Source organism: Kitasatospora sp. GP30 (assembly GCF_029892145.1).
Classification (GTDB): domain Bacteria; phylum Actinomycetota; class Actinomycetes; order Streptomycetales; family Streptomycetaceae; genus Kitasatospora; species Kitasatospora acidiphila.
The window spans coordinates 1-15,178 of record NZ_JARZAH010000031.1 but is presented as its reverse complement, the minus strand read 5'-3'; the positions used below and the strand labels follow the sequence as shown (position 1 = coordinate 15,178).

The 15,178-nt window shown below is 69.5% G+C and carries 14 protein-coding genes; 5 read left to right on the top strand and 9 right to left on the bottom strand.

From position 1 onward, the window contains the following. Positions 1-111 precede the first annotated feature (111 nt). Both P3T35_RS30180 and P3T35_RS30175 read right to left on the bottom strand, forming a co-directional pair. Positions 112-891, bottom strand: coding sequence for an MBL fold metallo-hydrolase (locus tag P3T35_RS30180; protein WP_101383289.1), 780 nt, complete (start codon positions 889-891; stop codon positions 112-114). A gap of 230 nt (positions 892-1,121) precedes the next feature. After that, positions 1,122-6,785 carry a glycosyl hydrolase family 18 protein gene (locus P3T35_RS30175; RefSeq protein ID WP_101383288.1) on the bottom strand — a complete coding sequence of 1,888 codons (5,664 nt, stop codon included), beginning with the start codon at positions 6,783-6,785 and terminating at the stop codon, positions 1,122-1,124. 93 nt (positions 6,786-6,878) lie between these two features. On the opposite strand from P3T35_RS30175, the gene P3T35_RS30170 reads away from it, so the two are divergent. Continuing rightward, on the top strand, positions 6,879-7,124 hold the full coding sequence (locus tag P3T35_RS30170) for a hypothetical protein (protein WP_101383287.1): 246 nt from the start codon (positions 6,879-6,881) through the stop codon (positions 7,122-7,124). 74 nt (positions 7,125-7,198) lie between these two features. Here the strand turns inward: P3T35_RS30170 and P3T35_RS30165 are convergent, their stop codons facing one another. Then, a complete protein-coding gene (locus P3T35_RS30165) occupies positions 7,199-7,462 on the bottom strand; it encodes a hypothetical protein (RefSeq protein WP_101383286.1) in 264 nt (87 codons plus the stop codon). 306 nt (positions 7,463-7,768) lie between these two features. Between P3T35_RS30165 and P3T35_RS30160 the strand changes: the two genes are divergently transcribed. Both P3T35_RS30160 and P3T35_RS30155 read left to right on the top strand, forming a co-directional pair. Next, positions 7,769-8,299 (top strand): hypothetical protein, encoded by a 531-nt coding sequence (locus P3T35_RS30160; RefSeq protein ID WP_101383285.1) that lies wholly within the window; start codon positions 7,769-7,771, stop codon positions 8,297-8,299. Positions 8,300-8,502: 203 nt separating this feature from the next. After that, positions 8,503-8,883 carry a VOC family protein gene (locus tag P3T35_RS30155; RefSeq protein WP_101383284.1) on the top strand — a complete coding sequence of 127 codons (381 nt, stop codon included), beginning with the start codon at positions 8,503-8,505 and terminating at the stop codon, positions 8,881-8,883. A 93-nt stretch (positions 8,884-8,976) separates the two neighbouring features. Here the strand turns inward: P3T35_RS30155 and P3T35_RS30150 are convergent, their stop codons facing one another. Both P3T35_RS30150 and P3T35_RS30145 read right to left on the bottom strand, forming a co-directional pair. Further along, positions 8,977-9,270, bottom strand: a complete 294-nt coding sequence (locus P3T35_RS30150) for a hypothetical protein (RefSeq protein WP_180356700.1) — start codon at positions 9,268-9,270, stop codon at positions 8,977-8,979. Positions 9,271-9,274: 4 nt separating this feature from the next. Further along, a complete protein-coding gene (locus tag P3T35_RS30145) occupies positions 9,275-10,231 on the bottom strand; it encodes a cyclase family protein (RefSeq protein ID WP_101383283.1) in 957 nt (318 codons plus the stop codon). Between the two features lie 71 nt (positions 10,232-10,302). Here P3T35_RS30145 and P3T35_RS30140 point away from each other — a divergent pair, with 71 nt between their 5' ends. Further along, the gene (locus P3T35_RS30140; protein WP_101383282.1) at positions 10,303-11,238 is read left to right on the top strand and encodes a LysR family transcriptional regulator; all 936 of its coding nucleotides are present in this window, start codon (positions 10,303-10,305) and stop codon (positions 11,236-11,238) included. Positions 11,239-11,345: 107 nt separating this feature from the next. Here P3T35_RS30140 and P3T35_RS30135 read toward each other — a convergent pair whose 3' ends face one another. The 3 genes from P3T35_RS30135 to P3T35_RS30125 form a co-directional block, all read right to left on the bottom strand. Then, positions 11,346-11,462: a DUF397 domain-containing protein gene (locus tag P3T35_RS30135; protein WP_101385417.1), complete on the bottom strand. Its 117-nt coding sequence runs from the start codon at positions 11,460-11,462 to the stop codon at positions 11,346-11,348. A gap of 23 nt (positions 11,463-11,485) precedes the next feature. Further along, on the bottom strand, positions 11,486-12,373 hold the full coding sequence (locus tag P3T35_RS30130; RefSeq protein WP_101383281.1) for a hypothetical protein: 888 nt from the start codon (positions 12,371-12,373) through the stop codon (positions 11,486-11,488). 256 nt (positions 12,374-12,629) lie between these two features. Next, positions 12,630-12,782: a winged helix-turn-helix transcriptional regulator gene (locus P3T35_RS30125; protein ID WP_348533444.1), complete on the bottom strand. Its 153-nt coding sequence runs from the start codon at positions 12,780-12,782 to the stop codon at positions 12,630-12,632. Here P3T35_RS30125 and P3T35_RS30120 point away from each other — a divergent pair. After that, a complete protein-coding gene (locus tag P3T35_RS30120) occupies positions 12,732-13,136 on the top strand; it encodes a DUF4267 domain-containing protein (protein WP_280708591.1) in 405 nt (134 codons plus the stop codon). The genes P3T35_RS30125 and P3T35_RS30120 overlap by 51 nt on opposite strands. Before the next feature lie 182 nt (positions 13,137-13,318). On the opposite strand, the gene P3T35_RS30115 is transcribed toward P3T35_RS30120, so the two are convergent. Next, positions 13,319-14,875: an adenosine deaminase gene (locus P3T35_RS30115; protein ID WP_101383280.1), complete on the bottom strand. Its 1,557-nt coding sequence runs from the start codon at positions 14,873-14,875 to the stop codon at positions 13,319-13,321. Positions 14,876-15,178 lie beyond the last annotated feature (303 nt).

The following is a 15,178-nucleotide window of genomic DNA, read 5'->3' as shown; positions in this document are numbered from 1 at the left end:
CGGAGGTCCTTCCGTGGCGGTTGGTGCATCCACCATCGCCGACGGACCTGACATACGACTGTCACGGCTCTGACACCGGCCATGCCTGAGGCCGCTCAGTGGCCGGCTGGTTCAGGCCGGCGGGCTCTCCAGGACGCTCGGGCGTGCAGCGAACTCGCTTTCCGGGCTGAAGCGTTGCTCATACGCCTCGGCGAGGGCGCGCAGCGCCGCAGCGCCGTCACCGTGGAACGAGGAGCCGTGCATCACCGCGAGCGTGGTCGGCCCCAACTCGGCCAGGGCACGGAGGGTTTGGATCGCGGCGGTGAGGCAGGAGGTCTGCCGGAAGGCGATCTCCGCCTCCAGCGCCTGGTCGATGAGGCCGTCGCCGGTGACGGCCGGACCGTTGCCGAACTGGGTGAACAGGTCTCCGCAGAACAGCGTGCCGGTTGTCTCCTCGAAGAGCACCCGCGCTTCCCAATTGTGCGGCACATGCGGCGTGTTGAGGTGGCGTACGCGTCGGCGCAGCTGCTTGCCGCCGAGATCGAGGATCTCGCCGTCCGCCATCGGCACCGGCGGACGGTCGGCGAGATCGTTCAGCGACACCAGGCAGCCGAGCAGCCCGTGGGCCACCTGCGCGTGCGGGGCCGCCGCCAGGAACTCGTTCATCGCGCCGCACTCGTCGGACTCCACATGCCCGAAGGTGATCCAGCGCAGCCGCTCCACCGGCACGATCCGGTCGACCGCCTCCGAGACGAGCGGGAACAACTGCCGCATTCCGGTGTGGAACAGCAGCGGCTCCTCGGCGTCCACCAGGAACTGGTTGAAGGTGAACCCGGCCGGTGCGGCCACCTCCGGGATGAAGGTGGAGATCCGGTAGATGCGGTCGGCGATCTCGTCCGTACGCGTCTCCATAGCCGGAGCCTACGGTCCGGCCTGCGGTCCGGCGATCGGTCATCGGCCGTGGGAGTGAACCGCCGGGTGCCCGTCGATCCGAGTCGATCCGAGTCGCCCCGGTCGGTGAGGCGTCGTCCGACGTGTACCGGCGCGGCGGCGCCCTGATCCACGGGACCGATGACAGCCGGGGCGGCCCGGGCGGAGAACCGCCTGGGCCGCCCCGGCCGTCGTTCGGCGGCGCCGTCGGGTCAGGACACCGGTCCCAGCCGGGTCCAGGCGTTGTTGGGATCGGTCGCGTCGGGCAGGTTGCCCTTGGTCCAGTACTTCGCCTTCCAGTAGTAGCCGTTGGACGACACGACGGTGCGGGTGCTGCCGTCGCCGGCGCCGGCGACGATCCGGGTGTTCGGGAGCACGCCGCTGTTGAAGGGTTCGGCGACGGAGCCGCCCTCCGACCGCAGGGAGAACGCCTTGCCGTCGGCCGGCACTCCGCCCGACAGCCGGTTGCCCTGGTCGTCGAAGAGCTGCCACCACTGACCATTGCTCAGATCGCAGTCCCGGACGGACAGGTCGGCCAACTGCCTGTCGGCGCCGAGGCACTGCTCGTGGCCGCCGGTGCTGCTCTTGATCCGGTACCGGCCGGTGCCGCCGTCCTCGACGACGTTCCACAGCTGGTTGCCGTTGCCGGCCTGCGAGTCGACCAGGTGGGCGGTGGTCCAGTCGCCCGGGTGGTCGATCACGTTGCCGCTGTTGACGTCCTGGACCTTCCACAGGTTGCCGGTGTGCCAGAGCGCGAACGGTGCGAGTGCCGGGTTGTAGGTGCGGGCCGCGTCCCACGGTTCCGCCTGGCAGCCGGTGGAGCCGGGCGCGGTGGGCTGGACCAGGGTGGTGCCCTGCCGGTTGTCCTGGGCGAGCCCGTACTGGGTGCCGCCGATGGTGATGGTGAAGTTCGCCGGGCCGGTGATCGGCAGGTAGTACTTGATGCCGATGTCACGGCTCTTGCCGGGTTGGATGTCCTCGCAGTACCCGAGGGTGATCGTCACCCGGTGGAAGTCGGCGCCCAGCCCGCCGGTGTTCGGCCCGCTCCGCCCCGGTGCGACGCCGGTCATCGGGTGCCAGGCCGCGTCCTTCACCAGGGGTGTGGTGGAGGTGGGGATGTCGAAGGAGAGCTGGGTGCCGGCCGGGAGGGCCGATCCGGTGTTGTTGGTGATCCGCAGCGTGGGCTGCATCGGCCACATGTCGGCCAGGTCGGTCGGGTAGTTGACCAACTGGGCGGTGACGGCGACGGTCTGCTGCGGCAGCGCCTGGTCGGCGCGGGTGTTGCCGTAGGGGGCGGCGCCGCTCAGGGTGGAGCCGATCAGGTTGGTGAGCGTGTAGCCGGGCGCGCACTCGCCCTGGGCGGGGCAGTCGTAGTCGCCGCCGAGCTCCCAGATCGTCATGCCGCCGATGCCGTTGTCCTTGACGTACTGGGCCTTGGTGGAGATCGCCTGCTCGTCCTCGGTGGAGAGGAAGGTCTTCTTGGCGTCGTTCCACAGCCAGCTGGCCTTGAGCGTGTCGTCCCACTGCCGGACGTAGCCGCTCGGCTGGTTGGCCGGGTCTGTCGGGTCGAGTCCGTAGCGCGGCAGGTAGGACGGGGTGATGCCGCGCTCCAGGTTCTTGGCGTGCCACATCGGGTTCGAGCCGGCCCCGAGCTCGGTGCCGTCGGGGTTGCTGTCGTGCCAGAGGTTGTCGACACCCTTGGCGCCGGAGCCGCAGGCGACGGTCCCGCCGTTGCTGCCGGTGCCCTGCGGGCACTGCGACTGGTCGGGCAGGTCGGAGGTGCCCCACAGGCCGTTGCCGACGCCGCCGGTGACGTGGTCCCAGCCCCGGGTGTAGTACGGCACGCCGACGTTGATCCGGCCGGACTGCAGGGCGCCGCGGTAGTAGTGGTAGGACCAGTCGGTGTTGAAGTAACCCTCCTGCTGGTACTCCGGGTTGTGGGCGGTGTCGTAGATGCCGGCTGCGGTCAGCTCGGCGTCCCGGCCGTCGTCGTAAAGCGGGGCGTTGGGGCCCACGTACCGGTTCCAGGAGCCGTGGAAGTCATAGGACATGTCGTTGACGAAGTCCAGGTACTGCAGTGCCGAGTTGTCCGCCATCCCGCGCAGCAGGTAGCCGGAGGAGGAACCGGCGGCGGTCAGCTCGTAGTAGTGCTGGTCGGCTGCGGCCGCGGCGTCCAGTTTCTGGCGGAGCGTCTTCATCAGCGCGGTGTAGCCGGCGGTCAGGCCGGGGCGCCGCGGGTTGGAGACGGACCAGTCGGCCGGGTTGCCGGTGTTGGGCAGTGCGTCCGGGTACTCGTAGTCGATGTCCACGCCGTCGAAGCCGTAGTGGCGGATGAAGGCCACGGCGGAGTCCGCGAAGGTGTCGATCGCGGGCTGGTTGACGCTGCCGTCCTGATTGGTGGTCAGGGTGTACAGGCCGCCGTTGCCGGTCCGGCTGCCGTCCGGGTTCAGCGCGCCGCCGGTCTCGGCCCAGCCGCCGACCGAGATCAGCGTCCGGACCCGGGGGTGCTGCTTCTTGTACTTGGTCAGCAGGTTGAGGTTGCCCTGGTACGGCAGCGTCGGGTCCATCTCGGCGCCGGGCACGCCGGGCCAGGTCATGCCGGTGGCCGGGTTGTCGGGTCCGTCGGGTCCGACCGAGAGCTGGTTGTTGTCGAGGTGGCCGAAGGCGTAGTTGACGTGGGTGAGTTGCCCCCACGGGATGCTGCTGGGCAGGTACATGTGCTGGCCGTTCTTGCCGGTCCGCCAGCCCGTGAAGTAGCCGACCACCCGGCGCTGGTGAGCGGTGCCCAGCAGTTCGCGGCCGGTGTTGTCGTAGCGCAGGCAGTAGGGGGTGTTCACGCCGTCGGTCGGGGTCATGCCGTCGGGGCGGCAGCCGGGCTGTTCGGCCGGGTTCGTCGAGAACGGTCCCGGACCGTTCGGGTCGCCGTCCGCGCCGGGTGAGGGGCCGGTGATCATGGAGCGGGCCAGCGCGGTGCCCGCGTCCGGCTGGTCGTCGAAGATCGTGTTGCGCAGCGCCGTCCAGGTGTCCCTGATCCGGGTCGGGCCGAACATCAGCTTGTCGTCCGTGGTGCCGGGGACGACCGACGTCACGGCGTACTTCCCGCCGCTGAAGAAGGCCGCGTAGCCCGGGTGGTTGCTTATCGCGCACTGGATGCCGAGGCTCACGATGGCCTGGAACCAGTTGCAGTACCACTCCGGCACCCCGAAGCCGGTGTCGATCTTCGTGCTGAAGTGTGCCGTCGGATCCTTCGCGTCCGCGGCCGCCAGGCTCGGCCAGTTGCCCGCGATCGGCTTGGGACCGTTGAGCACCTGGTCGATGCTGCCGATGTTGGCCTGCACCAGGACGTACTGGTCGTTCTTGAAGAAGTACACCTCGTTGTCGCGCACCGAGAGCGCCGAGTCGATGCCGTTGCCGAAGAGTGCCTTCAGTTCGGGCGTCTTGCACAGGCTGGTCCAGCCGGTGCAGATGTCCCACGGGCCGTTGACCCGGGTGTCGTTGGTGGTGCCCGGTGTGACGTTGTTGATCCGGATGTACTGGTTGCCGCTGAACAGGTAGGCCTCGCCCTTGTGGTCGGGGAGCGAGAACGCCGCGTCGATCTTGTCGGCGAACGGAGTGCCGCGCAGGCTCGGCCAGTTGTCGGCGATGTTCTTGATCCCCGCGTCCGCTCCGCCGACGATCGCGCTGCCTGCGTTGAGCTTGTCGAAGGTCACCCGGGCGTACTTGTCGCCGTGGAAGAAGTAGGCCTCGTTGTCGGCGACCGAGAGGGTGGCGTCGATGCCGCGCCCCGAACCCGGCCGCACCCGCACCCCCTCGGGGCCCTGGCCGGGCGTGTTGGTGCAGCGGAAGTCAGTGTCCGCGCCGGGCGAGGAAGCGACCAGCTGGCTCAGGCAGGCGCTCAGCACCTGCTGCCCGTACGCGTTGGGGTGCAGCGCCTCCTGCTGATCACCCTGCGACTGCCACCCCAGGTTCTGCGTCCAGTCCTTCAAGTACGGCACCCAGCGCACCCATTCGGCCTGGGCGGCGGGCAGCGGGTTGGTCGGGCTGTTGGCCGAGGTCGCCTGCTGGGCGGCGCCGGCACACAACTCATGCCCGGCGAAGGCGTCCTGGAGGTCCAGGAAGGTGGCTCCACCGGCCCGGGCGGCCTGCTGCAGCATGTTGGAGATCCGCGGGATGACCGAGTCGTGCGCCCAGTCCGAGTCGTCGTCGTTGAACGGGCAGCCGCCCGAGTTGTAGCGCTTGCCCAGGGTCTGCCGGTACCGGTTGTCGGTGCTGCGGGGCAGCGCCTGGGGATACGACTGCAGCACCAGGGTGTAGCTGCCGTCCGGGTAGCCGGCCTGCTGCATGGTGCTGCGCACCGCCTGCAGGGTCGCGGTCACCTTGTTCTGCACAGTCGACAACCCCGAGGCGAAGGAGGCCTCCTGGGTGCTGTTGCAGTGTGCGCGCAGCGGGTAGAGGTACGCCTTGCCGCACTCGGCCACGATGCCGGAGAAGTTGAGGTCGTTGCCGCCCACCGATAGCACCACGGTCTTGACCTGGTAGTCCTGTGCGAGCTGCGCGAGCCGGGTGATCTGCGGGTCCTCGTCCTTGAAGGAGCTGCTGGTCACGGCATCCGTGGTGGCTCCGGAGCAGGCCAGGTTGAACCGCTCTTCCGGCGCCACGCCGGCGATGTCGGCCCCCGCGATCTCCGAGGCCGACGACCGGTCGCAGGTGTCGCCACCCCCGTAGGAGGTGTCGTCGTCGTACACCTGGGTGAGGTCGTGGCCGCAGGCGTCCGGGCCGGCGCAGTGCTCGGCGGCCAGGTCGGTGCCCCAAGCATGCCCGGTCGCCCAGGTGTTGGCGTTGCCCGCCCAGCGGCCGCCCTCGCCCGAGATGTAGCTGTCGCCCAGCGCCACGGTGGCGGGCAGGCGCTCTGGGGAGCAGGAGGGACCATCGTCGAGCGCGGAGAGGGGAACACGTGGGATCCCGCAGACCCTGGCGTCCACCGGGTCCGTCGAGAAGACCACAGGGTGGTGGTCGGACTCGAACTTCCGGTTGATCATGGTGGCGTGATAGCCGACTGCGGCGTTCTTGGCCACACCGTAGTCGAGTTCTGAGTCACTCGCCGGGTAGGTGGCCTTTCCGGTGGCGTAGAGGACCTCGCCGGGATCCCAGTTTATGTCAGTGTTCAGCGGCCTCTGTTTCGCTTTCTCAGTGTCCGATTTCGGCATGCCAGGGGAATTGACGTTGGGCAACCGGTTGAAGTCGCCCAGCACCGCCCAGTTCGCGTCGCCCCGGCGGCCGACGACGGTGCTGGCGTCGTTGACGATCAGGTCGGCGTTGTTCTTGCCACGCCCCGGTGTGGTGGTCGCGTGGATGCTGAAGTACCAGCTGTCGCCCAGTTTGAGACCGATGGCGGGGAAGCTGTAAGGCTTTTTGTCCTCGGGGTGCTGGGCGGTCTTGAAGACCATCAACCGGTCGGCGCCCACCAGGGTGTCGGTGATGATCGCCACGGAGCGGTTGCCCGCGTCGGGCGACTGCACCCGGTAGAGGTAGTAGGTGGTACCGCCGGCCACCGGGGTCCACCTGGAGACGTCGATGTTCCAGTTCCCGCTACCGCTGAAGGCGTCCGTGACGGTCACGTCCTGCTGCGCGTCTCCGGGGAGTGCGTCGTCGCGCACCTCCTGCAGCGCCATCAGTTTCAGGTCCAGCGCCTGCATCAACTGGGGTACGCGTACCGCCAGCTGGTCCGTGCGCGCATGGGTGTTCCAGGCGGCCACGCGATAGTCCGAGACGGCGGCGGAGGCCGGCACGGCGGGCAGCAGGAGCGCCTGCACGAGACCGAGGAGCAGGCTGAGAGTGAGGCTGACGGTCAGCCAGATGGTGCTGGGCCGGCGCAAATGGCTCTCCAGGGGGCACGAGCAGGGGATCCGGCCGGTCGGCCGCAACCACCACACCCAACCGGGCCCGGCTCCACAGCTGGTCAACGATGGGTGAACGAACTCGCGGAGAGCCGGGATCCGGCACCCACCATCGGGAACGCCCTGGCCGAACTCCTCGACGCGGAGGGCCAGATGACCCGTATCTGGGCTGCATTCGGACTCGCCGAACGGGACGATCCGCGCTGCCTCGACGCCGCCACCCGGGTGGGCCCCGTCGACGACCGCCAGGCCTGGTCCTGGATCCTCGACGCACCCTCGCGGTACGAGCAGCGCCAGGGGCCCACCACAACCGAGTAGCGAACGCTCGCCCTACGTCCCACCGCGTGCCCGCACCAACCCCGGGGACGAGACCGTCCGATCCATGCGTCGGGTCAGCGGCGTCGGCGGTTGTGGCCTTGCCCGAGCCGTCGGGGCGTTCGCCAGGCGGCGAAGAGGATGCCGGCAGCGCCGATGACCGCCTGAAGCGCCTCCGTGCCGGCCAGCAGGCAGACCGAGGTGCACACGGCCAGGATCGACATGAGGGCGATCAGGTCGAGCCAGCGGTGATCCGGGCCCGCGTTGAGGCCCGGGGCGGACTCCGGGACGGACTCAGGAGCGGCGTGCCCGTCCTGCGGCGGCTGAACTTGCGTCGACACTGCTGTCCTCCCACGGTCGGGAAGGCAGGCCCCGAGGAGTTCAGCCCCGCAAACCAAACAGCCGCATCACGCCGCATGTCTCGTGGGGTTACTTCCCCGGCTTCCATCGCTCGCGCGACGAAGCCTGCCCCCCAAAGATCATGCAGCCGAGCGGCTACACATCCATGATGGAACCGCACTTCTGACGTCGCGTCAACCAAGCAGTGGATCGAGCCGCCGGGATGATCGAGGGGTAGCTCTCGCGGGGGATCCTGATCGTGCGTGGAGCCGACGCACTGTCGTTGGGTGTCGGCGAGGGTGGGGGTCATGCCGATCACCCGTCTCGCCCTTCCGCTCGGCGACACCGAGCGCCCCGTCCCCGTCTGGGCCCTGCGGCTCGCCAAGGCCCTCCCGTTCGTCGTGCTGCCGCACTGCTTGTGGCGGCTCCCGTTCGCCGTCGACTTCACGATGGGACAGGTCGACCCGCACCGCCCGCCGATGCCCTGGTGGGCGCCGGGCTACGTCGTCGGGCTCAGTGTGCTCACCGAGGCGCTGTGTCTGCTGACCACTGGGCTGGTGGCCGGCTGGGGCGAGCTGTTCCCGCGCTGGATCCCGTTCGCCGGCGGCCGTCAGGTGCCCCCACTCGCCGCCGTGATCCCGGCGGTCCTGGGCGGCCTGGCCCTGGTGGCGATGTTCGACCTCTACCCGCTCGCCTGGGCGGGCTTCTTGCCCGAGGTGGGGTTCAGCAACGGATGGTGGATGCTCCTGGCCCGGGTGTGCATCAGCCCGGCGATGCTGTGGGGGCCGATCGTACTGGCCCTGGCCTGCGCCTACTACCGGCGGCGCCGCCCTGCCTGATGTGCCGCCGGCGCGCGGTTCTGACACTTCGTCAGCTCGCTTCTCGCTGTTCCTTGTCCGGCTGCCCGGACAGGGCCGGCCCCGAAATACCTCGCCCGTGCTCGCCTCGTCCGGTACGGTCCGGGATTGTCTTCACTGCTGGGAGCCCATGAGGTTCGCGTGTGGCCTGCCCGGCAGTTCCCAGCTGAGAGAGCAGGTTCCTCATGGCATGTCGTATCGGTGAGCTCGTGCTCGGCTGCCGCGAGCCCGAGGTGCTCGCGCGGTTCTGGTGCGAGGTCCTGGACTTCGTCGTGCTCGGTCGCGAGGACGACGGCTCGGTGGAGATCGGGCCGCGGGAAGGGTTCGGCGGTCCGCAGCCGACGATCTTCCTCAGTCGCCGGGATGAGCCGGAGCAGGGGAAGTCCCGGCTGCACATCGACGTCAACGCCACCGACCGCGATCAGGACGCCGAGCTCGAACGCCTTCTGAAGCTCGGTGCACGCCCGGCCGACATCGGCCAGACGGGGCAGGAGTCGTGGCACGTCCTGGCCGACCCCGAAGGCAATGAGTTCTGCCTGCTCAAGGCCCGCCTCAACCCGCTCTGATCTCCGGTAGAGGCTTAACTCCGACATCAGGGTGCTGACCCGTTCCGGCTCCTTGACGTCAACCGCCTGGAACTCCACCATCACCACAGCGCGTCACGTCACGTCGCCCGGTGCCGTTCCGGCACCCGCCCGGTCGCGGCCTGCGGCGGGTGAGGTGGTGTGGCGGACCAGTGTGGCGGCCCCGATGGCGATCCATGCGGCGTTGAGCACCGCAGACGGCCAGGCGTGATGGTAACCGGAGTTGACAGTCAGTGCGGCGGAGCCGAGCAGGTTGAGGAGCTGGAACGCGGAGCTTGCGGCGCGGATGCGCGCGGCCGACGCGAGGGCGTAGGCGGTGAGCAGCAGCCCGGCCCCGATCCACCCGGCGGCGGTGACCACGGTCCCCATGCGGCTACCGCTCCTCGCCGGGCAGCACTGCGTAGGCACGGACCGGGAAGGTGCCCATGCCCTCGACGGCGGGCGGCGCGGCGTGAAAGCGGAAGCCGTCTACCGGCAGTTGCTCCAGACCGCACAGATGTTCCACGACGGGGATGCCCGCGGCCAGCAGGGTGGTGTGCGCGGGACGGGTCGGGTCCGCGGTGTCGTCGATGTTCAGCGAGTCGATGCCCACGAGCGCGGGCTGCTGATCGGCGAGCCAGGCGGCGCCCTCAGCGGTGAGGAAGGGGTGGCCGCCCGATCCGTAGCGGTCGGTGCCCCAGTGCCGGTCCCAGCCGGTGTGGATCAGCACCGCCCGGCCGGTGACCTGGTACGGCAGCAGCGCGTTCCGGTCGACGGCGCGGTCCGCACCGGTGACCCGGACCACCAGTCCGTCCAGGTCGACCAGCCCGGCGAGCGGCAGTCCCGCCAGGTCCGGCCCGTCGCCGAAGCGGTGGAAGGGGCTGTCGAGGTAGGTGCCGGTGTTCGCGACCATCGAAATCCGGCCGATGTGGAACTCGGTGCCGGGCGCGTAGTGGTCGCGGGACGCCTTCCGCGAGAGGTGGTCGCTGATCTCGGGTGTGGGCAGGCCCGGAAGGGTGACCATGCCGTGCCGGATCGGATGGCTGAGCTCTACGATCCGGCGGCTCGCCGCCTGCGGGGCCGCTCCGCTGGTGCCGCGGCCGCCCTTGTGCGGCTCGCGCAGCGTACGCTTGCCGCTGATGCGGACCGTGTCGACCATCAGCAGGCCGAGGTGTCGCACGAAGAGCTCGGCGATGTCGTCGTCGCCGAGGTCCGGGCCGGGCACGTCCAGCCTGAACCCCTGGGTCTGCAGGCCGCCACCGTTGGCGAACGCCACATCCGCGTCGAACTGCACACGCCACTGCTGCCCGTCGGCACGGTCGAAGCCGTGCTCAATGCTCTCCGTCTCCATGTCTACGATGATCACTGAAGCTGTGCTGGAGAACAATCGAGGATTTCTGAAGTGCCGCTACAGTCGCGCTTATGGAACTCGACCCCAGACGTCTCCGGGTGCTCCACGCGGTAGCCGTGCGAGGCGGCGTGGTGGACGCGGCGCAACTGCTGCACCTGACCCCCTCGGCGGTCTCCCAGCAACTCGCCCAGCTGGAGCGGGAAGTCGGCCAGCCGCTGGTGGACCGGTCCCGGCGCAGGGTCGGGCTCACCCCGGCCGGGCAGCTCCTCGCCGCCCGCGCCGAACGCATCGAGCAGGAGCTGGCCGAGGCGCGCCGCGAACTCGCCAGGGCGAGCGGGCGCGTGACCGGCCCGGTCGTCATCGCCGGGTTCTCCTCGGCTATTTGCCACCTCCTGGTCCCAGCACTGCGTCAACTCACCGCCACCCAGCCGGACCTGGAGCCTCGGGTGGTGGAACTAGAGGGCCCCGTGGCCCTGCGCGAGCTGCGGACCGGCGGGCTCGACCTGGTGGTCGCCGAGTACGACGTGGGCGGTCCCGGCGCCACCACGGACCCGGCCGGTCTCACCGCCGCGCCAGTTGCCGACGACGAGTACCGCGTCGTCCTGCCCGCCGATTGGTCGCCTCCGCCCGGCTGCGTGAGGGACCTGGCGGACCGTCCGTGGGTGGTCGGCCCTCCTGGGAGCGCCTGTGGGCGGGCGCTGGAGCGGATCTCCGCCGAGTACGGCTTCACCCCGCACCACGCGCACACCGCCCTGGAGTTCCCCACCGTTCTCGCACTGGTGGCGGCCGGCCTCGGCGCGGCGATCGTCCCCAGCCTGGCCCTGGCCGGCACGCGCGCCGACTTCGTCAAGCTCCCCGCCCTGCCCGTCGCCGGCCACCGCCGCGTCGCCGCGCTCCGACGCTCCTCGGGCTCCGGCCCCGACCCCCTGACGGACGCCGTAATCGCGGCTCTGCGCGAGGCCGCAACGGCACTGGGGCTGAAACCGCCTGCCGACGGCGCGCTCTGACGGGACGAGTGGCGTTCAGCGAACCAGGAACTCGAGCCCGCCCACGCCTCACTGGTGAACCTCGACGGAACGAGGATGCGCCAACTCGACGGTGACGGCCTTTCGGGCTACCAGAACGGCGGGGCCCTGGAGGCGCGGACGTCGACGGCGGCGAGGGCGGTGATGACTGCTTCCACGCACCGGCCGCCCTGTGCGCCGCTGTAGCTGCTCCTGAGCCAGGGCAGTGGCGTTGAATCCCTCGAACGGGCTACGCAGCCGCCTCGCCACGCAGCAGGCTGCGGGCCAGGGCTGCACCACGACGATTGCGTTCGGCAGCGGCCGCATCAAAGGCGGGCAGCGATGCGGGCTCAACTCCCGCGCAGCGAACGCAGATCGTGACGCCGCCCAGCACCGGGTCGGCGCAGTGCCCGCACTCCCCCATCGCCGTCGCAGGCGCCGCTGCCCCGCACTCCGCTGGCATCTTGCGCTGCAAGCGCGAGCGCAGCAGGCCCAGCGGCGAAACGATCCCCGCAGGCAGATCCCCCAGCAGCGCGATGCGCAGTCGTCGCTCGTCGGGATCTCGGGCGAGCCACTCAGCCACCAGCGGGGCCAGCTCCAGGGCTTCGACCACGCCGAGGCGGACGTGCTTATGACCAGCCGTCAGCCGGGTCAGGAGCTTGGCGGCGGCAGCTCTGCGCTCGCCGTCGGAGTCATCAGGGGGGTCCGTCGCCTCGATAGGTGGGGAGGTTTTCTCCTCAGTCTTCAAAACCTGGGGGGAACTGCCGACACCCCGACTCACCCCTTCACCGAGTGCCGGGTTTTGGCCAACGCTTCGCCAGGCGGCCTCGATCTCCTGATGATCCGTCAATGGCACGCTACTGACCAGGACTCGCGTCGACCACGTGCCCTCGGTCGGATCCTGCGAGCGCCGAACGTGGAGGTACCCCTCCTCGATCAGCTGGGCGCGAGCGCGCGAGACCGCCATGCGCCCCTCGGGCATGCGCTTGCCGATGGTGAGGATGGTGTCGCGGCTGCCGGGCGGGAGCGAAAGGGCCCACAGCAGCAGGGTCTTCGCGGTGGCCCGCAGACGCGGGTGGCGGATGATGTCGTGTGACGCCCGGACATACCGCTCGGGCGCGATAAAGTGAACGTGCATGAGGAGGCCTTACTCCCGTGCCGGACCCCGGGGTGTTGGTAGCACCGCCGGGGTCAACTATCGCAATGTGGTCGCACGGTAGCACGGCGTGAGCGGAGTTCGCCTTCGAACAGGCGGACAGGACAGCTGCGTACGGCACCGCAGCAGCGACGACCGGTGCCCGGCCCCACGGCGCCCGGCAAGACGGTCTGGGTCGGGTGCACCCACTGACCACTTGGTGTCATCGTCAAGATGTGACGCTCGGCTTCTCTTCGAATCAGTCGGCGGCGTCGCATTGCCTGTGGTCGTAGCCGTCGCGATGGGTGAGGACCTCCTCCATGTGGCCCTCCGCCCAATCCTTGATTCCCCGCATGACTATCTGGAGCGAGCGACCGAGATCGGTCAGCTCATAAGTGACGGTGACGGGCACGGTGAGGCGTCGAGCGAGGCTCGGCGCCTGCTTCTCGCCGGCCTGCTCGGCACGGCCCTCATCTTCATGGGCGGGAGCTTCTTCACGACGCCGCAGATCTCCGTCGGTTTCGGCATTCCCGATACACCGGCCGACGACCCCGCCTTCCGGTCCTGGCTGCGTGTGAAGGGTTTGCGCGAGATCGCGTCCGGGGTCTTCGTCTTCGTTCTGATGCTCGTCGCGCCGACGTCGGTGCTGGGTTGGTACATGGTGGTGTTCGCTGCGATACCCCCCCCAGAGATGCGATGGTCGTGCTGCGCAGCGGTGGGCCGAAGGCCGCCGCCTACGGCGTGCACGGCGCAACGGCGGTGGTGATGCCGGCGACCAGCATCGGCCTCCTGGTCTGACTCGCCGACGAGATCCGATCCTGACTACGAGACTCCGTAAGGGCGTGTTCCGCCGAGGTCTCCCGCGGAAGGCTCGCCAATATGCTTTCCACCTCGACAACGACCCGGGTTGCCAACGCAACCCGGGTCGTTGAGTGTTTCAGCAGTCCCCTACCGCTTCACCGTCTCGAACTGCTTGAACAGTCCCTCCTCCTGCCACTCCAGCTGCGCCTTCGGGCTCCCCGCCAGCAGCCGCGCACACGCCGCGCTCGGGCGCGAACCGCCCAGCGAATCACGGGCGCACTCGGGAGCCGGCGCGAAGGTGTCCGGGTCCCGCCACAGGCTCCGCCCGGGCAGGAAGGCGTACTCGAGTGACGTACGGGCCAGGCCCTTCAGATCCACGTACGACAGCGCGTACCGCTCGGTCGCCTTCTGGTACTCCACGGTGATGTCGCCGCGCGAGACGCCGGGGTCGTCCGTCGCCAGCGCGGTCGGGACGCCGTTGCGCCGGTACAGCGGGAACGGGTGCTCATCACCGCTGACCAACAGGATCTGCTCGTTGCTGGTGAGCGGCACCTCGATCAGGGTGTGGCGGGCGGCGAGGGTCTGGAAGAGGTCGTGGTCCTCGTGCACCACATCCACGCCGTGGCCGATCCGTTCGGCGTGGCCGGTCAGCACGGCCTCGCGGATGTGGAAGGTCAGGTCCTCGGGCTTGACCAGGCCGGGCACCAACTCCCCCGCGTGGAGGGAGATATGGGCCTTGGGATAGAGCGGGTGCAGGTAGTCGAGCATCCGCATCTGAAGGTCGTAGTTCTCCAGCGAGGCGGCGTAGTCCTCGGGCTGCACGAGGTTGACGGCCACGAACCGGTCGTCGTGGCTGGCGAGTTCCATGCCGAGCAGCAGCTGGGTGAAGACCCGGGCGGGGGTCGAGGCGCGGGAGGCCTGGGAGATGAGGCGCACGGTCACCTGGCAGCCGGGCGCGGCCTGGCTGGTGCCGCACTGCTCGGTGTCGCGGTACTCGGCCATCATGCGGTCGGCGTCGGAGCGGGCCTGGGTGACCAGGTCGGCGATGCCGTTGTCGGCGAGCAACTTGGCGCGCATCGCGGCGAAGTCGGGGTCGAAGCCGACCTTGTTGGCCAGGGCTGCCGCACCCGAGGAGGCCGGGGTGAGCATGGTCTCCAGGTAGTTCTGGTTCTGCTTGGCCATGGTGTCGGTGACGTCGGCGAGCATCCGGCCGGGGTGGCGCCAGCTGGCCTCGCCGAACTTGCCGAAGGTGGCGAAGAAGTGGTCGTGGCCGGTCTCCACGATGGGCTTGAAGTCCTGCATCGACCAGGCCTCGATGACCTGCCGCCGGAAGTCCTGGTCGGTGAGCGCGTCGGCGGCGGGGCGGGTGGTGGTGCTGCACGGCGGCGCCTGGGCGGTCAGCGTGCCGGTGTCGATGCAGAGGTTGTCGTCAGCCGCGAGCTGGATCAGCAGTTCGGTGGAGACCGCGCCGGAGAGGTGATTGTGCAGGTCACCGCCCTTGGGCAGCTGGTAGAGGAACGCGCGCAGCTTGTCCGGATCCTTGCGGATGGCGTTGAGGTGGGCGGAGGCGCGCGCCTCCCCGGGGGTGAGTTGCTGGACGCGGCCGGCATTCGGCGGCGCCACAGCGGTGGCCTGCGCGAGGGACAGCAGCGTGGCGGTGCAGGTGGCGGCCACCAGGCTGGTGGCGCGGCGTAGCGTGATCATGGACGTATGGTGATGGCCCGCCAGCTGCCGAATCGTTACTGCAGGGGGCATGTCGCGTGCAGTCCATCCGAATGGGGGGCCACCCGGGTAAACGGTCGACGGAGCGCAGGTGATCTCCCCGCGTCGGCCACCGGGCATCGGACGGTGGCAGATGCCAACCGAACAGGCCTTGCCTGGGCGCCGACCAATGAGTGAGCAGCAGCGTGGGGGCCCGGGGGGGGTAACCCCGGGCGCCCCGTGGTGATACGCAGGAAAGAACTAGAAATAAATCGGGGGTTGCGGGGACCCCCGGGAATGGGGTGT